13 protein-coding genes are annotated in these 20,494 nt (G+C 62.4%); 10 read left to right on the forward strand and 3 right to left on the reverse strand.

What is annotated here, in order from left to right; genetic code table 11:
• Nucleotides 1-123: 123 nt before the first annotated feature.
• Complete coding sequence (locus LR394_RS00390; protein WP_231438266.1) at nt 124-798, forward strand: hypothetical protein; 675 nt, start codon at nt 124-126, stop codon at nt 796-798.
• Between the two features lie 15 nt (nt 799-813).
• Nucleotides 814-3,252 carry a Dyp-type peroxidase gene (locus LR394_RS00395; RefSeq protein WP_231438267.1) on the forward strand — a complete coding sequence of 813 codons (2,439 nt, stop codon included), beginning with the start codon at nt 814-816 and terminating at the stop codon, nt 3,250-3,252.
• Here the strand turns inward: LR394_RS00395 and LR394_RS00400 are convergent.
• Both LR394_RS00400 and LR394_RS00405 read right to left on the reverse strand, forming a co-directional pair.
• Entirely contained in the window at nt 3,229-3,768 is a 540-nt protein-coding gene (locus tag LR394_RS00400) for a 2'-5' RNA ligase family protein (RefSeq protein ID WP_231438268.1), read from the reverse strand. The two genes, LR394_RS00395 and LR394_RS00400, sit on opposite strands and share 24 nt — an antisense overlap.
• A complete protein-coding gene (locus LR394_RS00405; RefSeq protein ID WP_231438269.1) occupies nt 3,765-4,742 on the reverse strand; it encodes a helix-turn-helix transcriptional regulator in 978 nt (325 codons plus the stop codon). Before LR394_RS00405 ends, LR394_RS00400 begins: the two co-directional genes overlap by 4 nt.
• Before the next feature lie 61 nt (nt 4,743-4,803).
• Here LR394_RS00405 and LR394_RS00410 point away from each other — a divergent pair, with 61 nt between their 5' ends.
• Nucleotides 4,804-5,580: a nuclear transport factor 2 family protein gene (locus LR394_RS00410; RefSeq protein WP_231438270.1), complete on the forward strand. Its 777-nt coding sequence runs from the start codon at nt 4,804-4,806 to the stop codon at nt 5,578-5,580.
• Nucleotides 5,581-6,087: 507 nt separating this feature from the next.
• Entirely contained in the window at nt 6,088-7,350 is a 1,263-nt protein-coding gene (locus tag LR394_RS00415; RefSeq protein WP_231438271.1) for a hypothetical protein, read from the forward strand.
• Between the two features lie 264 nt (nt 7,351-7,614).
• On the opposite strand, the gene LR394_RS00420 is transcribed toward LR394_RS00415, so the two are convergent.
• Nucleotides 7,615-9,606, reverse strand: coding sequence for a DNA methyltransferase (locus tag LR394_RS00420; protein ID WP_231438272.1), 1,992 nt, complete (start codon nt 9,604-9,606; stop codon nt 7,615-7,617).
• A 383-nt stretch (nt 9,607-9,989) separates the two neighbouring features.
• Between LR394_RS00420 and LR394_RS00425 the strand changes: the two genes are divergently transcribed.
• The 6 genes from LR394_RS00425 (at nt 9,990) to LR394_RS00450 (ending at nt 20,374) form a co-directional block, all read left to right on the forward strand.
• Nucleotides 9,990-12,407 carry a DISARM anti-phage system protein DrmE domain-containing protein gene (locus LR394_RS00425; protein WP_231438273.1) on the forward strand — a complete coding sequence of 806 codons (2,418 nt, stop codon included), beginning with the start codon at nt 9,990-9,992 and terminating at the stop codon, nt 12,405-12,407.
• 49 nt (nt 12,408-12,456) lie between these two features.
• Nucleotides 12,457-16,158, forward strand: a complete 3,702-nt coding sequence (locus LR394_RS42580) for a DEAD/DEAH box helicase family protein (RefSeq protein ID WP_231438274.1) — start codon at nt 12,457-12,459, stop codon at nt 16,156-16,158.
• Between the two features lie 2 nt (nt 16,159-16,160).
• Nucleotides 16,161-17,984: a hypothetical protein gene (locus LR394_RS00435; protein ID WP_231438275.1), complete on the forward strand. Its 1,824-nt coding sequence runs from the start codon at nt 16,161-16,163 to the stop codon at nt 17,982-17,984.
• A 1-nt stretch (nt 17,985) separates the two neighbouring features.
• Nucleotides 17,986-18,765 (forward strand): phospholipase D-like domain-containing protein, encoded by a 780-nt coding sequence (locus LR394_RS00440; RefSeq protein WP_231438276.1) that lies wholly within the window; start codon nt 17,986-17,988, stop codon nt 18,763-18,765.
• A 334-nt stretch (nt 18,766-19,099) separates the two neighbouring features.
• The gene (locus LR394_RS00445; protein ID WP_231438277.1) at nt 19,100-19,696 is read left to right on the forward strand and encodes a hypothetical protein; all 597 of its coding nucleotides are present in this window, start codon (nt 19,100-19,102) and stop codon (nt 19,694-19,696) included.
• 81 nt (nt 19,697-19,777) lie between these two features.
• Entirely contained in the window at nt 19,778-20,374 is a 597-nt protein-coding gene (locus LR394_RS00450) for a phosphoribosyltransferase family protein (protein ID WP_231438278.1), read from the forward strand.
• The last annotated feature ends 120 nt before the right edge of the window (nt 20,375-20,494 follow it).

Genomic DNA, 20,494 nt, shown 5'->3' on the forward strand with positions numbered 1-20,494 from the left:
CAGCCCTTTCGGCGCCGGTCATCGGTATTGCGTTCGGTAATGACCCGGACACTCTACGGCTAGCCCACCGCTCAGGACGACAGCATTCCGGAATTCATTTTCTTCCCACGGAGGGGGCGAGCCATGCGGACGCAACACCACAGCGGCCCAGTGGCACCGGTCGGGCGACTGGAACGCCTGACCGGCGGTACCGGACCCGGGGCACAGCCCCGGAACCCGCTGGAAAACCAGCCGGACACGCAGCTCGACATCGTCTCGGCGAACCGTTCCGGCAAGGTCACCGGCCTGACCACGTTCACCCCGCTGCCCCGGCGCTGGTCGCCGTTGGTGCGCAGCGTCCTGCGGGTGAAGTCCTGGTTCGGCCCGGACAAGACTCTTCGACGCTTGTCTTTCATCCATGTCGCCTACTGGGCCATGGTCGACACCTTTCCCGGGCAGACCCGGCGGCAGCGCTACAGCTATCTCTTGTTCGTCAGCAATTTCAATGGTTCCTGGCTCGACTACATCGATGTGTTCTCCCGCACGGTGCCGCACAAGATGGCACTGCTGTGGGGATCGTCGTTCGGTTTCCCGGGCGCCATGCCGCCCCGGCCGTTCACCGATTACATCCGGGGTAACGACTGGGAACTGTCGCATTACTTCTCCGCCTACCCCGGGGCCACCGCCACCGAGCTCGCCTCCGCGCTGCGGGTGCGCGAGCGCTTCGCGGCCGAGCTGGCCCGCCCGGAAGAGCTCGACGACGTCCATCTGGTGCGGGCCTGGAACGCGCTGCTCGCCGACACCCAGCGCGACCTGTAGAAGGAGCAGCCCGCGATGCCTACCAACCTCAGACCGGCTCTGCTGCGCCGGGTCCTGCCGGCCCCGCTGATCGATCGGCTGCCGGCCGGCCTGGTGCACGAGTACGTCAATCCACCCACCGGTACCCGGCTCCGGGTGCTCACCGTGATGGCCCGGGTGCCCGACGGCGCGGTGGAGGGCCTGCGCGCCACGCTGGCCGAGATCGACGCCGGCGACAGCCCGTTCCTGCGGGTTCCCGGCACCCACTTCGCCCGCCTCACGGTGATGGCCTCCGAACAGTTCCGCCCCCAGACCAGCCCCGACCCGTCCCGGATGACCCTGCGTTCCAAGCTGCTGCACCTGGTCATGCACGGTAACCGGGACCAGGAGCCGGACCGGCCGGAGGTCTCCTTCCTGCTGTTCACCGCCAGCTACGACGGCCGCGGCAACAGCGCCGAGTCCGACCAGGCGCACTACGCCGAGCAGCTGCGCACCGGCCTGGGTGCCCGGGCCGATCTGATCTGGGGGCAGTGCGAGGGCTACCCCGGCCACCAGGACCCGGCCGCGTTCGCCGGCTTCCTGACCGAGTACCAGCTGCGCTCGGGCTACGTGTTCAGCGCCAGCGACAGCGAACCCACGGTCGAGGAGGTGCGCGGGGCGCTGGCCCTGCGCCGGCAGATCACCGACCTGGCCCTGGAGACCGAGGGCATGGACCAGGCCGCGCTGGCCGCCCGGCTGCGCAAGGAGTGGGAGAAGCGGCCGGCCTCGGGCTTCCTGGACGACCTCAGCGACCTCACCCCGAACGACCTGAGCTGGTCCACCGCACCGGCCCCGGCGGTCCGGGCCCCGGACCGGGTGCACGCTCCCGCGGGTGCAGTGCCAGTGCAGCAAGAGCCGGAAACTCACGCTCCGGTGAGCACCCCGGAAGAGCCGGACGTGCCCCGCGTGAAGCGGCTGGGCGGCGGCACCCCGCTGACCGATCCGGACCTGACCGACGTGCAGAACCTGGTCAGCTCCGGGTACCCGCGCCACCACGCGGCCCGGCACCTGCTGCTCGAGGTCACCGACCCGGCCGCCGCCCGGGACTGGCTGGCCGCGCTGATCGAGCACGTCCCCACCGCGGGCTGGGCCGAGAACCTGGTCGACCAGCTGGGCCGCGACGTCGAGGGCGCCGACGCCGGTACCCCGACCAAGGACCGGCCCAGCTCCCCCACCTTCGCCGCGCACGTGGCCGTCAGCTACACCGGCCTGTCCGCGCTCGGCCTGCCGCCGGCCGAGCTGGAGGGCTTCCCCGACGAGTTCACCGCCGGGATGGCCGCCCGTGAGTCCGGCCTGATCCCCGGCACCGGCACCACCACCTGGCAGACCCCGTTCAGCGACGCCGGTTCCCCGGACCTGCTGCTCATGCTCTCGGCCCCCGACCACGCCACCCTCGACGCCGAGCTGCAGCACCGGCCGCAGGTGGTTCCGGGCGAGGGCTCGGGCCTGATCGTGCTGGACTCGATCGAGGCCGGCCGGATCTCCGACGAGCCCAGCCCGGACGGCGTCCGCGCGGCCGGGTTCCGCGAGCACTTCGGCTTCGTCGACGGGCTCACCCAGCCTCGGGTGCACGGTGTCACCACCGGCCGGCACAGCGCCGAACTACCGCCCGGCGAGGCACTTCTGGGCTACGAGGACATCGACGGCGACACCGCCGGGGCCGGTCTGCCCGCAGCGATCGGGCTCAACGGCAGCTTCCTGGTCTGGCGCAAGCTCGAGCAGGACGTGGCCGGCTTCGACGAGCTCATCCGCGAACTGGCCGAGAACATGATCGACCGCAGCCCGGCCATCCTGGCCGCCGGTACCGACCCGACCGAGCTGGCCGCAGCCAAGCTGATGGGGCGCTGGCGGGACGGTACGCCGGTCACGTTGTCCACCGAGGGCCCGCGTCCGGCTCTGGCCAAGCAGCCGTTCTCGTTCCAGGAGAGCGACTCCGAGGGTTACGGCTGCCCGGTCGGGGCGCACGTGCGCCGGGCCAATCCGCGTGACTCCCGGCCCAAGGACCACGACCCGGACAAGCACCAGAACCAGAAGCCCCACCTGGAGAGCGAGCTGGCTCAGCGGCACCGCATGCTGCGCCGGGGAATTCCCTACGGGCTACCGGTTTCTGCGGGAATCTGGGCCGGGGCGCCGACCCCCGACGTGAACGACGAGGTGCCGGACGGCGAGCGTGGTCTGCTGTTCGTGGCTCTGGTCGGGGACATCCACCGCCAGTTCGAGTTCGTGCAGGCGCACTGGATGAGCGACGGCAACGCCTTCCGCCTCGGCTCCGACCGCGACGTGATCTCCGGCGCGGCGCCGGCCGGGTCCAAGTTCGTGGCCCAGGGCCGCTGCCCGGCCTTCGTCGAGCAGCGCAAGCAGGTAGTCACCTGTCGCGGCGGCGAGTACTTCCTGCTGCCCGGGATCAAGGCGCTACGCCGGATCGCCCGGGGGTAGCAGCGTCCAGGCGTGCTTTGCGTCGGAGTCCCACCGGCGCAAAGCCACCGCCTGGCCTTCGGACTCGCTGAAGTATCCGAGGGTCTGGAATGCCGCCCCCACCTGATCCGGCCGGAATCTCCGGCCGAGCGTGACATGGGGCGACCATCTTCCGGGCGTCAGCAGATCGTCGGTTCCCGGCAGACCGGCGTAAAGTCTGGCCGCTTCGGCCTGCAGGGCCAGCAGTTCCGGATTCACCACCACCGAGCGCACCAGAATCTGCCGCCCGTCCCGCTGACCGAACCACAGCAGCCCACCCAGCCGAATACTCACCGGCACCTGCAGTGCCAAGGCGCGCAGAGCGTCCTCAATTTCGTCCGGAACCTTCTGCGCAACCGCCAAGGTAATGTGCGGGGCGTTGCTAGGTCCGGAATGGTTGCCCTGACTCGGAAGTCCGGCCGCCCTCAGCTCGTCCCACTGATCGCGGACCAGGGCGTCGAGTTCGGGGTCGAGCAAAAGCTCCAGGCTTTGCGTCATTTTCGCTCCTGATAGCGCTCGGTCATTCTCTGCAGCTCCCGAATCATGGCCTGCCGCAGCTCTTCGGGCTCCTTCACCTCGGCGTCGGCGCCCAGCCGGATCAGTTCGAGCACGGACGCTTCGGGCGACTCTACCGGGATGCTCACCTCGGTCCAGCCCTCCGGGTCCGGGCCGACCGCACTCGCCCGGGCCGCCTCGACCGCGACTGGTTCCAGCACCTGCGGCAGCCTGAGCACGCCTTCCGGCGTAAGCCTCAGCACGGCCCGGGTGGTGAGCCGGCGCCGGTCGAAGTTCTCGAGCGAGGCCTGCCAGTACTCGGCCAGATCGAATTCTTCTCTTTCAAAAGTCTTTTGCCCGACTTCGGCCTGGATCACCCTTGAGACCCGGTAACTCTTGAACTGGGAACGGTGACGCCCCACCAGATACCAGTTCCCGGCCTTGAGCACCAGACCGTACGGTTCGACGGTCCGGGTGACCTCGTGCGGCTTGGCCCAGCGCAGATAGCGCAGCCGCACCACCCGCTGGTTCCAGGTGGCATCGGCCAGCGCGGCCAGGCAGGGCTCGCGCTCGGTATCGTCGTACCAGGGCGGCACGTCGAAGTAGAACCGGCCGGCAATCCGATCCGCCCGGGCCCGCAGGGTTTCGGGCAGGGCAGCACTCAGCTTCAGCCGCGCACTACTGGTCGCCCCGGCCAGCCCCAACTGCGCAGCCGCCGCGGGGAGACCGGTCAGGAACAGCGCCTCCGCCTCATCCTCGCTGAGCCCGGTCAGACGGGTGCGATAGCCGCCGACCAGCCGATAGCCACCTTCATGGCCCGCCTCACCGTAAATCGGAACGCCTGCGGCGCTGAGCGATTCGACGTCCCGATAGATGGTCCGCACCGAAACTTCGAGGGCCTCGGCCAGCTCTTCGGCCGTCATCCGGTCGCGGGTCTGCAGCATCAGCAGCAGTGACACCAGACGGCTCGCACGCATGCAGTCAGTCTGCCTCTCACTGACAGAAGATGTCAGTGAAGTGCGCATAGCGTTTTCCGGCATGACGCTTCCTCAGGACATCGACCGCTTCGTTCGCCAGTATGCCGAGGTCTGGAGCATCCCCGACGCCGACCGGCGCCGGAACCTGGTGCAGTCGCTGTGGGCACCGGCTGCGACCGAACTGATCAGCTCCGGGACATACAACGGACACGAAGAACTGGTGGCCCGGGTCTCGGATGCCTACGCCCAGTTCGGCGCTTTCGTTTTCGTTCCGGGTAAGGACGTCGTTGCCCACCATGACGCGCTTACCTTCAGTACCCAGATGATCCCGTCCGCGGGCGGCCTTCCGGTCTGGTGCGGAAAGGTTTTCGTGGAGTTCGACGAGAATGGCCAGATCCTGCGCGACCATCAGTTCACCGATCCCGCCACCGAGACCTACACATTACTGGCCGCTTTCCTTCAGCGGGTGGCTGCGGGTGACGGGGAGCTGGTCGCGGAATTGTTCGCCGAGCCGGTCGACTGGAAACTGAACTGGCCCGCGGAAGGCCACCCCAACGTCCCCTGGATCCGCGAACGTCACACCCGAGCCGACGTGGCCGATCACTTCCGGACGCTGGCCGAGTACCACATTCCGTCGGCGCCCGATGCTCCGGAAATCTTCGTGGCGGGCGCGAATGCCGTGGTGATGCTGGTCCTGCGACAGACCGTCAAGGCCACCGGCCGTTCCTATCAGGCCCGGTGCGCGCTGCATCTGACCGTCGAGAACAACCTGATCACCCGCTACCACGTCTACGAGGACAGCCTCAGCGTGGCCCGGGGCCTAGTCCGTGCCGGGTGACCACTGCGCACAACGACCAGGTCCGGGAGGAGAGTTGGTGCGCCAGTCGTCGCGGTCCAGGGGCTGTCCTCCCGCCCAGGGGCAGGATCCCAGCCGAAAGATAACGCCGGTGACGAGTAAATCGTCCGCAAAACGTCTGTTGTCCTCGTCAGGCCAGAGCATTAACGCTCTGACCTGCCGGTTGGTGGGCCCCCGGGGGATCGAACCCCGAACCCGCGGATTAAAAGTCGCCTTTTTCAATGCTTTTCAGTACCATCGCCTGTCGCCTAATGCTAGTACGTGCAGGTCGGGGCGGAGGCGACTACCAGGGCCTGCCGGTTGGTGCCGTCGTCTGCCATGGCATCCCGTCCCATTTCCCTACCACCACGCCCGCCCCAGAGCGGACCTGGTGGGCACGGGAGGCGCCGCTTCCCGCCCGTTCGTGGTCGTGCTGCTGCGTGGCCCTGAACTGCGAGACGGTCGAAAACGGGTCGGAACTGTCGGTGGGCGCGGCTATGGTTCTAAGACGTGGATCAAGTAGCTGGCCCGGGCGTCGTCGGGCGTTCTGACTACGGCTCGGCCCTGGCCGCGGAGGCCGCGCGGCTGCCGATGTCCCTGCGGGGGCAACTCCCCGTCTCGGAGGGCGCTGTCCTCCTTTGGGACGGCATCGTCGCGATTTGTCACGCGTTGTTACATCCAAGCGATGATCTTGACTGGGTCCAGCGGTTGACCACGGTTCTCGACGTGAAGGCGGCAGCGTTCACACCGGAAAGCTTGGAGGCGATCAGGTCCGAACTGGAGCGCATCGCCGCCGACAAGGACGCGGCCTGGTTCACGAACCTCGCCCGGTCGGACTTCCTGAAGTTCCTGGAGAAGGCTGTCGGAACAGCTGCCTACCACCGCATTCGCCGGGCCGTGCTGGACGACATGGCGACCGTGGCAGAGACGATCCGCGTCGGCGTGCAACTGCTTCAGCCGTACGCCCAGGCGGCGGAGGACATGATCCGAGTCCTTCCGGCGACTAACCGTGGCGATCTGCGATCCGCCCTCGGTGCGGCCGAACTTGTTCTGGTGAAGCTGGTGATCCAGGCTGACCTTGTCCTGGAGCAGCTTCTGGACGCCGCCATCAACGACGAGTTCAGCGACGAGCTGTTCACGAAGCTGCCCGCACCCACGACAGAAGAACTCGAGGCAGTCGTTCCCAAGCTGAGGGCGATCATCTCGGACCGGGCCAGGCAACTGGCAGCCGAACTCGGGAGCGGTGTCAGCCGGAAGATCCAAGGAGCCAGGGATGCCATCAGCATGTCCGCGGACCCGGTCTCGCAGGCCGCGAACTCCTTAATCGAGCTGATCGATCGCCTCCTGAGAACTGCGTTCACTGATGAAGAGGTGCTTGCCTGGATCGACGACAACTACCCCGCAGCAAAAGATTTGAAGTACGAACGAGGAAAGGCACTGGTTCCGACCAAGCGGGCGCAGGCGCTCTGCTTCGTCTTCGGCGGACAACCACGAGGGACCGGAGACGACATCCGAGAGACCCTGGCCGAAGTGATCGTGAACGTCCGCAGCCAGCTGCAGGGCCTGAAACACGCCGACACCGGAGAGCCAGAAGAGCTGACAGAACTCGGACTTCTGATGGGCGCGGTCGAGAGCTTCTTCGCCGTGGGAGTCCGACTGGCTTGGTCGACCGTACCCGAGGAAGCCCTCCAGCAACTGCACCAGCGCATCGATCCGACTCGCCTGGCCGCGGCGGAACCGCATGCGCCCGAGAGGACAGGGACGTTCGGCTAAGGCCGCTTCAGATCATGACTTCCCACGCCAAGGAATGAACAAGGCTCTGGAATGGGAACTGCGGAAATCAGCGGGACGGGGGCGCCTGCCGGGGCCTGTCGGTTGGTGTCGTCGCTTGCCGGGGCATCCCTTCCCATTTCCCCTACCATCCTGCGGCACTGGCGGCCCCCGTGCGGGGCTTGTGACGCCGCTCAGCCTGAGCCGGGACAGCCTGCCACGCGTGACTGCGCTGGTTGGTGACGGCCGGCTCGACCGCAGCGCGCTTCATTGCTGGAGGGACTGCGCAGCCTGGGCCGCGGCCTGATTGGCAGCGTGCTCAAGGTGCTCCCAATTGCTTGTTCTTAAGCGCGTGCCCTGAGCCAGGACGGCTGCGCGCACCGCGGAGCGGGCATCGCCTGCTCCGACCTTGATGCCTCCATCTCGGAGTTGTCGGATCGCAAGCATGGCATGGTTAGCCAACTTCTTGTGCTGTGCTGCGCGCTGGGAGTATTGCTTTCGCTTGCGCGCGATCACGATCACATCGATCCGATTGGGTTCCAATGCGCCAATCTTCGACAGCGAGGTGGTCACCTCAGCAACAACAGGTCTTGTGGCCGTCACTTCGAACCTGGCTTCCCGCAGTGCCTGCATCAGCGCGCTCCAGCCGGTAGCAGTGGACTGGTGGAATGAAAAAACGAGCTGACCGCGAGGTTTCAAAACCCGATGACACTCTTTGAAGACGTCGGAAATCATCTCCTTAAACTGGTCGGAACTTGCGTTTTGGACTTCGGAATCATTGCGCGTACTATCACGGTCCGTGTAACCGGAGAATGGGGCCATTGAGCGCATCCAGACATGAAAGAAGTCTGCAAGCTCCGCGTAGTGAACGTTGTCTACGTAGGGGGGGTCAGTAATGATGAGATCTATGCTGCGGTTTGGAAGATCGGTGTCGGCGGCGTCGCCCGTCGTTACATAGGCGGCTGTCTCCGAAGCCTTGAAAGAAGCCCAATCCTCGACGATTTCCCGCTCTAGCGGCTGTGATCGTCCTCGGGTGCGAGAGACCTTGCCTTGGTCGAGTGTGAGGTCAGAGGGCGCGAGCTTGTATTCATGGGCTCGCCGAAGACGACTGAGGGCCTCCGCGAATCCCCCGGATCCTCCAGCGGCACCCCACGGATTGCCCTCAACGCTGACTCGTTCCGGTCGCAGCACGTGGTTGTGGAAGACGGATCGGACGGGGCCCGTGCCTTCACCCTTGTATGAGCAGAAGAGGTTGTTGTTCTCTAAAGTCTTCGAGAAAGAGGCGACGAGCGCCTCGCGCTCGTGGCTCACCGGAAGAACCTTGAGGGATTGAGCGAGATATCCCAAGCACAACAGTTGCCGTTCGTTGTAGAAGCTCTTCCAGGTGGAGTAGCCCCATCGGAGGGCCTGCGTGGTGTTGACTCCGTCGTCAAGATCCCCTTCGGGCAGGACAAGCCCGTCCATGCTGTTAGCGAGGTCCTTGGCAGCCGCGTCGTATCTCGCCAGGTCCCATTCGTCGATGGGAAGGTAGGTTCGGGTCCTATCCTCATTGAGAACAAGTTTTGCGAACATCCGGCGCGTGGGCGTCGCCCCGTTCAGGGCGTCCAGTACTGCGGCCGTGTGCCCCTGCGGGCAGGTCATGTGGCGGTTCTTCACTGGCCCGGCGAGATCGAAGTCCCGCTCGCATCCCTCGCATCTTGCTGTCTTGTCCGCAGTCAGGTCGACTGGGCAGACGGCGTGGCAGCGGGGGCATGTGGCCTGTCCCGTGGCACGTATCCGCAGGTAGGCGTGCCTGGCGAACACATAGTTGGAGAACAGCTCGACGTCGCTCTCGCATTCGGGGCATGTGGCTACACTGACCCAGAAGTAGAAGAGGACGGGTCTCCCATCTTTCGCCCGGTAGTAGGAGTCGATCGCTTCTGCCACTTGGGTCTGCACTTGCTGATGTAACCGCTCGATCTTCTCCCAGTCCCACTGCGCGATCGCCTGACGTTGTGTCAGGGTGGCAACTGGATTGATGTCCCGCCCGACAACTCTTGCGCCAAGCTTCAACGCTTCGACCAGAGTCGTTCCGGAGCCGGCGAAGGGGTCAAAGACGATCTTGTTGGACAGCGCGTTCTTGGCCTCGACGTTGTCGTGTTCATCCGCTGCGGCCAGCATGACCTCGCGAAACACAGTCCCGAGGCGCCGCGCCCACCACTTATGCACGTAGGTGGCCGGCCGGTAAAGCTCCTTGCGCCAAGACTCGGCCTCCGCCACCTGGGAGACTCGAACAGGGAGGTGCTCTAGCTCCAGACGGCTGCGAGCCGTGTCCCCACCATGGTGCCGGGAACTCAAGGATCACCTCTCGCTGCTCGCCCATGGGGGCCTCGACCGGACCGATCGAGGCATTCGGCGATGTTAGCCGCCTGGCGACACCGACTTGTCCACGCATATCGGGCCCCTGGCTGTGCAGGCGTCTAACTTTCCGTACCGGCTGGTGCAACTTCCATGCATCGACCGCGCTGATCCGGTAAAAGGTGTATACCGTAACTCTGAGGTTGTCTTGCACCCTGGGGTGACTGCGGTTTCCGGAAATCTCAGATCTTGGATGGCCGTGCTGAGCATGCTGGGACAGGTGAGGCGTCGAGGGAGGGGGACTGGTGCCGGCCCTCTACCTGGATGCGCTTGCTCCCGCAGACCCCGGCGACTATGAACTCATAGACCGCATCAACCGAGCTCGGTTGCGGGACGAAGGCCGTCCCGTGCCCCTGGGAAGTCTTGACGAGGTCCTCTTTAACCTGGTCATCGAGGTCCTCGAGTCTTGTGGCAAAAATCTGCTGCTCTCCATGCCAGCTGGAAAACAAGATCTGGGCATCGCGCTCGGCATCTACCTGCAGTTGAACCGGCGCGGGCAAGCTTTCATGCAGCGTCGAAATCCCGACGCGATGGCCGGACCGGTTGTCGTTTTGGGTCACAATCTCAATCTCACCAAGCGGCTCCGCAACATCAAGATGGGCTCCCACGACCTCTCGCAGGGGATCGTGGCTGGACGCGTCAGGGGCGACGGTCAGGTCACGTCTCTGACTGGGATTCTTTCCCCTGCCCGGGTGTGGCGGCACGGCCTGCTGTACTTAAATACCTCGCTGGGGTATCCGGAGTTGGAGCAGGTCCACCCAGAGGTCGCGATTGTCGATGGCACCACCCTGCGACGCGCTGAGTCGATCGAACGAGCTCTCGACTGGTGCTCACGGCAGAACGCCGAGCGCATCTTGCTCCTGACCGAGCTCGGGAGCGAACCCTTGGAGGTGGTCGCGGCCGATCCATCCTGGCGTTCCTTCCCTCTGACTCCTTCGCTTATCCAAGACGTCCGTGATTCGCTCGATGAGAGCACTCCAGGTGGGGCTCTGTCAGCAAGCGCTCTTACCGTCACAAGACGGCTGGCCCCGGGGATAGCTGTGTACCGCGCACCCGCCCTGGCTGTCGCCCGCCGAAACGCCTTGAGCGCGATCGCCGCCGCCCGGAAGATCCCTGCACCGCGACCGCGGTCCATCCAGAACGCTGTCCGCCTGGTCAACGCTCTTTGTAGTCTCTGGGGAAGTCCCAAGACTGCAGATCGGGTGGCGATCGCTCAGGGCGCGAGTTTCTCCATCTCCACGATGTTCCGTCGGGTTGAAGCGGATATGGGAACTGACCAGCATGGCGTGTGGGCAGCCTTCCGTGAGACTCGCTGGACCGACCTGCGGCGCGCCTGCCTCGATATGGCGGGTCTCATTTTTGAGAAGAACCCTCGTCTGGCCCTGCTTGAATCCTTAATTGCCTGGGCAGAAGCGAACAGGCCGGGAGCTCCGCTTCGCATCCGCACGGTCGGCCGCTCAGCAGCCCTGGCGCTGGAACACGACCTCCACACGGCAGGCATCGTCTTGGACAGCCTGCCTGAAAGCTCTGTCAGCCATGTCTCGATCCACCCTCAGGGAGAGCGATTGCCGTGGGCAACCACACCGGCGCTCGAACTTCATCTCGGTCCCCCACCCCCCTGGCGCAGGGCCAGTCTTCTCGCAGCCAGCGCCACGGAGCATGTCGTCGCCCTCGAATGCGATGAGGTCTCGTGGTTCATGAGCTCTCTCACCATGCTGTCGGCTAGCTGGAAGATGGACCTTCAGGAGTTCTCAGAGGAGACAGATCTGGAGTTTCCGAGCGGTGCTGCTGAGGTGTCGACCAGGAGAGTCTTCGGCCCGATCAGCATCGACAGCCGGCGCGAACGAGAGGCCGCGAGCCAACTCGTCGAGCTTCCCGACTTCGATCTGGCGGCCCTACTTGCTGCCTTCACCGAGACAGTACGAGATGCTGTGGAAGATCCGGAGGAGGCTGACTACGTTCGCCCTGCGGTACGGGCCAGGAAACTGATTTTGGAGCCTGATGCTCGACGATACTACTTACCTCTCGACGCCAAAGTTGAGGTTCTTTCCGGCGGCGACTATGCAGTTGTCCCGCTTTCAGACCTTACTGCTGGCATGGCTGTGCTTCTCTCTCGCGGTGAAAGCCGGGGCAACCTATTCGCGCGGTTGAAGCTCGCGGCGTATAGCGAGATCGATGTTCTTGCTGCCAATCTTCTTCTCGAGCGGTTCCGCCAGGCCGTACGCGAGCTGTACGACCAAGAAGGCAGCTGGAGCAAGGTGTCCAGGGCTATTCAGCGGTATGGAAGCCAGGTCGCGTCCGGGGCTGCTTGCAGCAACTGGGCTAAAGGAACTTCCATCGCGCCTGAAGATGTCGATGACATCCGACGTGTCTTCTGGGCGGTTGGACGCAACGAGATGACTGCGGATGGAACTTGGCAGCGGCTGGGTGCGATCGCGCAAGAGCTGCGCAACATGCACCGCGGGCTTGGGCAAGTGATTTCATCAGCCATTGATGAGGCCGCACGTGGTCGTCTCGGTCCCAGTTGCCAGATCATTCAGGAACGATGCGGATTCGATCCCCTCGAGGTACTCGAGGAGTTCCAGGTCGCGCGGGTACGTTCGATCGGTCCCTCTGAGCTCATACAACACTCGCAACTACGTCTCGTACTACAGCCCAAGTAGCGCTTCTTGCCACCTCTTCACCGTCTTTCGCTTCTAAGGGGTTTTCGCAGTGCTTGAACAGAGCAAGGTCAACAAGCGCGAGCGTTCTGTAGTCGAGTGGTTACGTCTACGTCTGGGCAGCCGCCTGGCCGACCGTGAGGGCGGCGTCCACGCAGCCCCCTGGCAGCCACGAGATAATGTAATTATCGGGGTCCTGTCCCCACGGCGCGTCAAGTCTTCGCCGCCTCTCGCCGTTGTAGGTGAAGACACTGGGCAGCCAGAATCCAATCCTCAGTCCGATACCTCACCGCCGCCGAGGGTCGGAGAAGCTGCTTCCATGGGCCTTGACTTCAAGGTCCGTCCCAAACCCGGACAGAGCACTATTAGCCTTGGCGTCGACGTCAATTTGGCTATCTACCTCGAAGAAATTGCACCCCTGGAGGGGCAGCGCAAATACCACGGCGAAGACTTCTTCCACATCAAACCAGCATCCGAAGACCCGGAAAGTAATAGCGAATCTGCCCCGGGGGAAAATGACTCTCTCCCTGAGCTCCCAGCCCGCTTGATCGGTTCTGGGCCGGCTAGCCCGTTTCGGGAAATCGATGGCGAGACTGTCGCTCCCAACGACGCACCAGTGTCTGCGAAAGTCAGCAAGATTGGTAAGGGCAAAGCGGCCAAAACCCCGACTACGCGACTTATGAGCCAATGGCGACGAGAAAGCCTCAAGCTCGAGGCGTTGGAACTCGAATGCGCTCTCTCAGGCGAAGTGCAAATCCTCTCCACATCACTGTCCGCAGTCATCAATGAAGCCATAAGGGCTCACTATTCGAGACCAGAGGCGATGCGCCCACTCAGAGACGACGTGCGCACGAACACGATGCCGGTGGAGGCATTGGATTCTGAGGCCGCGCTGGACGGTCAGATTAATCGCATGCTGGTGGCCGAGTTCGATCCCGAACCATTGGAACTCGAGTTAGCAGCCTTTGCCCAGAGCCTTGGCAACGATGAGTACCTGGTACGAGTCACTTTGTCCAACGTTACGATCTTGCCTCAGAAGCCTATTTCACAAGATCTTTCGGCTTACGACTGCCAGATTGTCGTCCACGCCGACCCTTCCGCTCCTATTGTCCCTCAGCGCTTTGAACTGCCGCCAGATCAATACCGAATGGAGTCCATCGCAACTGTTGCCGGCCGTGGCACTGCCTGCGTTGCCCTCGGCACCGACGATGGCGGAATCCGCTCCGAAACGCTACCCATCTATGAGCAAATGGTGACCCGCCCTCGCATCCACCGTGGCATTCCTGAACTGCGCTGGGAAAGCCTTGCGACGGACCCATTCCCCATACTCATCGCCATCGAAGCAGCAATGGAGGACTACCTCCGAGAATTTGAAAAGCGCCTTCGCGAAGACAAGGGGACGCCTCACGAGAACGAGCTGAAACGAGGACGGGATCAGTTTGCAGACGAGTTGCGGCGCTTCCGACTTGGCAGGACAGTACTAGCCAACGATGCCAGCCTCGAGCAGGCCTTCAGACTTGCCAACGAATCTTTCGCCATAACTAACCAAGGTAAGAGATTTGACACATGGCGGCTCTTCCAGCTCGTCTACATCGTCTCGCATATACCAGATCTAGCTGCTCGTGAGTCCACGGATCCGGAAGTGAGAGACGAACTCAATTATGCCGACGTTCTGTGGTTCCCGGCAGGCGGTGGAAAGACCGAAGCATACCTCGGCCTCATCGTTACCGGACTTTTCTACGATCGCCTCCGCGGCAAGCACGCAGGCGTCAGCGCCTGGATGCGCTTTCCCTTACGTATGCTTTCCGTTCAGCAACTCACACGAATGCTTCGCGTCCTCGTCGCAGCAGAGAACCTTCGCGACGAGCGGTCCATCGGTTCACCAGACGATGACCCATTCGCGCTGGGCTATCTCGTGGGCGGACCGGGCACACCCAATGCCTTAAGCTTTGACAACGGCTCATGGTGGAAAGGCTGGGACCGGGAAGTTCGCAACGTTCGAAAGGGAGAGTTTCAGGAGATCCACGAGAAAGACCGACTGGTAACAAAGTGTCCCTACTGTCGGGCAAAGTCGGTCGTGATGGACCTCGACCTAGACAACATTCGAGTGCTCCACCGCTGTACTAACGATGTCTGCGGCAAGGTGCTACCGCTGTATATCAGCGATGAGGAAGTCTTCCGCTACTTGCCAGCCGTAGTGGTCTCCACCGTAGACAAGCTCACCGGCTACACTTGGTTCGGAGAATACACTACCTTCACTCACGGTCCCCGCTACCGCTGCTCCAAACACGGCTACTTTGTCTTTCCACGCAAGGGCACCTGTCTCGTGGGCCGCGACAACTGTCCACCTGTTCGTGGCGGACACCCTGCGGCTCGACCGATCAAGGATCCAGTGCCGGCCCTCACCATTCAAGATGAAATGCACTTGCTCAAAGAGGAACTCGGTGCTTTCTCCGGTCACTACGAAGGCTTAATCGCGGAGCTTCAGCGAGGCGGACCTAGCGGGCTGCCATCCAAAATTCTTGCCGCCTCCGCAACCATCGTGCAGTATGAGGATCAGCTGCGCCAAGTTTACGGTCGGCGCCCTCGCGCCTTTCCCTCCCAAGGCTTCAAACTGGGCGAAACTTTTTACGTGGAAACTACTCGGAACATCCGTCGAGTATTCCTCGGAGTACTACCAAATTATCGCCGCAAAGCAGATGTGGCAGCGACCGTTCAGACCGAACTTGCCCGCGCTATCACCCTCCTTGAAGACGACCCCGGTCGCCTAGCCGAGCTACAGATCCCACCTGACGACTGGGAGGGTCTGCCCACGGACGCCGACGTTGACAAACTGCTGTTCGACTACGAAGTGTCTCTCGGGTACGTCAACTCGAAGACCCACGGAGCGAAGCTCGACGAGGAGCTCTCCTTCCTGTCCAGTGCGCTTACATCTGAGGGGCATGGACAGCTCTCGACGCAAGTGCTTACCGGTCAAGTGCCTATCCCGGACTTGGCCGACGCAATTGAGCGCGTGGAGGAAGACAGCCTTGTCACCCCACGTCCCGACCGACTAAGGGCGCTGGTAGGTACATCCGTAGTGTCGCACGGTGTGGACCTTGACCGGCTGAACAACCTGGTTATGGCGGGTATGCCCACGACAGCAGCCGACTATATTCAGGTCACGGCCCGCTCCGGACGCACTCATGTCGGGCTCGTGGCGACCGTCTACGATGGGAACGCTGCACGCGAACGATCGCTTTTCTCCAATTTCATGAGCTTTCATTCTTTCCTTGACCAGATGGTCACGCCAGTACCGGTCAATAAGTACGCCTTTTTCGTAGCCGATCGCACGTTGCCCGGCATAGCACTGGCGCTCTTCCATGACATGGCGAGACGGGCGGCTCATCACGCCCCTGTCGAAGGGGTCCGCCAAGCAAGAGACTTCCAAAAATGGTGGAACACTTACCGGGCTTCAATCGACGCAGAGATCCTCCAGCGCCTACCTCTCTGCTACAGCATGGGTATTTCTGGCGTAAATGACCCTGGGATGGAGAAAGAACTAGTAGAGCGTGCGGTTGCCCGGTGGGAGCAGACCGAACGCAATACCATTACGGCCCCAGCCGAAGTATCCAAGACCGTCGAGCTTTTCAAGCATTTGCCATTGAGAAACTTTCGGTCTATCGATGAAGCGTCAGGCTTCACGACAGTAATTGGAAGTCGCGACGCTTTTAATGCGCTGACCGGCAGGGCCACAGACGATGAGGATGTCTGAAAATGTCTGAAAGTCAGAGGATGCTGCGAAGCCGTAGTCAGGTGATGTATTCCTATCTTCCCGGAGCAGTATTCCGCCATGAGGACCGCGTCTATGGCCGCGTCATAAATGTGGTGGGCTCGAGAGTGAATCGGCTGAACGAGCAGGTCGTGTTTGAGGAGATCGCCCGCAGCCTCGAGCGATGGAAGGAGGACGACCGCTATAACCTACCTATCCCCCGGGACTCTCGTGAGCGGGAGTACGAGATCCTCTCACCCGAAGACGTCCGCTTCGAGCTATGGCCCTTGGTCTTTGAATGTTCTCACCGCGAGTGCGCTCGCGTGAAGAGCTTCACAAATGCACGAAACCTAGTCGGCTCGTCCAGATGTGACGAATGCGGCGGACGACTACGGCAATTGAGATTCTACTCGGCACACAACTGCGGAAAAACCGTTCCGATGCAGGTGCCAGCCTGCACGACGCATAACCGTAAACACATCTTCTTCGAAGACACGGGCTCCTTTAGGACTGCGGTCTGGCGGTGTCGTGCCTGCAGCAACCGCGTCGTAGCACGGACCAATCAGTCCCCCTGCGGCTGCCGGTTCACACAAGAGCCGGCGTTCCAACGAATGCGGGCGCATACACTCGATGACTCACGTGCCTACAACATATTAGATGTTGATCTGGTCAACATTGACTCATCGTCTTTCAAGACCTACCAAGCCCACCCTCTTCGTGCGCAGATTGCTCTGGCTCACTACCTGGGTCTAATAGACGGAATTCAAGATGGTCTGCGTCAGGCAGATACCTCTCCCGGATCGTCAGCGAAGCGAATGACTGCCAGCGAGTGGGAAACGCAGGAGAGAAAGCTGCGGGCAACGGGGCTGCTGTCAGAAGATGACATTGCCACGTTGCGCACGACGTCCGGGCCAGCTGAAACGGGTTTGGCCGGCCTAGGCGAACTACCCCCTGGCGTCCTGGACAAGATCGCTACTGAGCGCCCTTTTCTCGAGCGTGCTGCTGTTTTTGACCCCTCAGAGCTGCAGCGCACGACGCTGGTCGAACAGCTGAACAGTGCGCGAGCCAAGGGGGATACATTGCAGGCCGCGAGCATCCAATCTGGGATCGACTTAGCAGAGCGCATGAGCTTCTCGGAGTTGTCTGTTACCTGGGAATTCCCCATCGCGAAGGTAGCTTTCGGGTTCACGCGAGAGTCTGTTGAGCCCGGTGAGTCAGCTGCTCGGGGCTTCAGAACGCAAACAAATCGCAGCGACAAGTACCCGATTTTCGCCGTGGCCTCCGAGACGGAAGCGCTGCTATTGACTATGTCGGCTGTCGAGGTCGTAAATTTCCTCGCAGATGATGGCTTCGTCTCTACACGCCCATCGACTGAGGATGAGGCTAAGCGCGATGTCCTCGGCATTTTTGCCCGCGAAAGTTCGGACCCTCTACCTGCGGCTCGGGTACGCACTCTTCTTCACACTTTGTCTCACTTGCTTCTCCGTGGTCTCGATGACGGCCAAGTTGGCTTCGCGGAGGCATCTCTCGGAGAATGGATCGTGCCTGAGACCCTTAGTTTTGCGATCTACGCGAACTCCCTGAAGAGCTTCACCCTTGGCTCCCTGTGGACTCTTCTGACTAATCGGTCTCACTCCTGGCTTGCTTCAGCGGCAGAGCGAGCGGTGCGCTGTGAAAATGACCCACTGTGCTATCAGCACGATCCGCGAGCCTGTGAAAGGTGCGCTTACATCACTTTCGGTTGCCGCAGCTTTAACCATGACCTCGACCGCGCCGTGGTAGCCGACTACCTCCGGCGACGGGACGTCTTTACCGCCTTGACGAGCTAAAATGCGCACACTGGTTCCTTTCGCGGTGACGATCCAGGAGCTGGTCCCTCGCTCGGACCAACAAGGCTGGTTGTCGTCTTTCATGTCCTCGGGTGCGCAAGCGCTTGAAGCTCTTGGACTCAAGGGCGATCATGCCAACACCCTCAGCGTGCAGGCACGGCAGCTGGGGTTGCTTGATGAGCGAGGCCAACCGCAGCTAATAAAAATGTCAGAACTAGCGGTGGTGATGGATGTCCTTGACGCGATTCCACTCAGGCCGCCTGTCGTCCCGGGACCCGAGCAACTCGTCTTTACTGTCCCTCCGCCCGTCAAAGATTTGATTACACCCGCCACGCGCCTCGACCTGCTCGTCAACGACGTAATCGCTCGGGCAGCGTCGACCCTGCACATTGGGGGGCCCTTCTGGAATGAAGGCGGCTGGGATCTCTTGGAGCCGGTTCTCCTACCAGCTCTTCAAACCCGCGATGTGAGCGCCACCTTCTATCTCCATCCTCACAATGACACTGACCTCAGACTGATCAAGCGGCGGTTGCGGAAGCTCCAGTATTTTGGTCGAGTAATTCAACGTTGGTGGGCTGGAGGCTTTCCATCCCTAATGCACGCCAAATTTGTTGTTGCTGATGGTGGTCGGGGCTATTTCGGGTCGGCCAACCTCACGTCTCTCGGGCTCGGTCAACACTTGGAGCTTGGCGTGACGCTGCAGCCAACGCAGAGCAAAAGTCTTCTTACTCTGCTGGATGCCTTAGAGAATGCCGGTCTATTCAAGGACGCTCCCGAATGACCTTCGATCAGAACTCTACGGCGCTTTGCCGACTGGAGACTGCTGATACCGGCCCGGGCCTGACGTTCCATCTCCTTCAGCGTTGGCCCCCAACAGGCGTACATGGAGCTTCGAAGGGGAGCTCATTTCCGCGACGATGGATCCACAGGGCCGGAACTCCAGATGAGATCCAGTGTTTCGGCGACACATCGGGCCACGTCAAGGAGGAGCCGATGACTCGGAGGGCTCAGCTTTCGATGTGACCCAGGCCACTCGAACAAACTGCGCATAAATCCCATCTCACTCTCTGACCGCAGCAAGCGTGCTGGTGGTCGTAGACGAGGGAGATTGAACGATGGCCAAGACCCGCCAGTACGCCCCATTCATCGCTGGGGCGGGCATCGCTCTGCTGGTCGGCGGGGTCGCTGCCAACCTGGTCTTGAAGGACGGCACCGAGCAGGTCTCCGCGGGGCTGGTGTCGGTGTCCACCTCGACGCCGGGGACGGCGAGCGAGCCCAAGACCAGTGCCGCGAGTGCGGAGGCCGAGAACGCGTCGGTCAAGCCGGTGACGTCCGTCCTGGGTTCCGACGAGGTCGTCGCGGGGGTCGCTCTGGCTGAGTACCAACCTCTGGCGGAGCCTTTCCCGATCCCGGTCAAGGACTGTGACCCGAGGGGTACGTATCAGGAGGTCGCGAACTGTCACCTCGCTGACGCGGTGAAGGTGGACGGGCAGATCAACCGGTTGCAGGAGATCCACTATCTGGCTGTCACGAGTGATGCTGAGCGCCAGGAGCTGAGGACGGAGAATCAGGCCTGGCTCGATGAGCGTGAGGTTCGGGTCGACAAGATCGGCCTGAACAGTGATCTGCCAGAGGACGAGGCGATCGTGAAGTCGGCGGCGCTGTTCCTGAAGATCAGTGAGGAGCGTCTGGCGGCGCTTCAGCCGGGCTGAGTCCGGTAGGGCGGTGTCAGAGGCGGTCGGTCAGACTGCTCGGCCATGGATCAGTGAGTCACCCGGCATGACAGTGTTTGTATGGTGACGTTCGAGGTAGCTGGGCTTGCGGACCTGATCAGGGTTCGTGAGGGTCATTTCCGTTTCGAATCCGGGCATCATGGCACTCTGTGGCTCGATCTCGACTCGTTGTTTGTCCGTCCCTCGGTGGTGGCGCCCTTCGCCCGACAACTTGCGGAGCAGATCAGCGAGTACTCCGTGGATGTAGTCTGCGGGCCATGGAGCGGAGGGGCCTTTCTGGCCCAGATGATCGCCGAACAGTTGGACCTGGCGTTCGCCTATTCTCAGCCTGCTGAAGACCACCTGGGCACGGACCAGCTCTACGCGCGGCCATATTCGATTCCCACCGCGTTCGGGGCTCACCTTGCGGGCAAACGCGTCGCCGTCGTGGACGACGTCATCAATGCCGCGTCAGCGGCAACTGCGACCATGGCGGCGCTCAGCGCCGTAAAGGCCCGCATCGTGGTCGTCGCCTCGCTGATGACGCTCGGGCAGGTCGGTCGGCAACGCATTACGGAACTTGGGCATGTGGTCGAAACGCTCCAATCTCGCGATCACACTATCTGGCCGTCGAACGAGTGCCCGCTCTGCGCCAGTCGTGTCCCCCTCGAATCTTGAAGACTGCCCGAAGCCATAGGCACCCCTCCACAACACGGCGCTCACCGGTGTGCAGAGGAACCCGGACATCCGTGCATGCGAACTCGGACATCGACACCTCCTTCACGTGATCAAACCAGA

Source organism: Kineosporia babensis, from assembly GCF_021129305.1.
Classification (GTDB): Bacteria; Actinomycetota; Actinomycetes; order Actinomycetales; family Kineosporiaceae; genus Kineosporia; species Kineosporia babensis.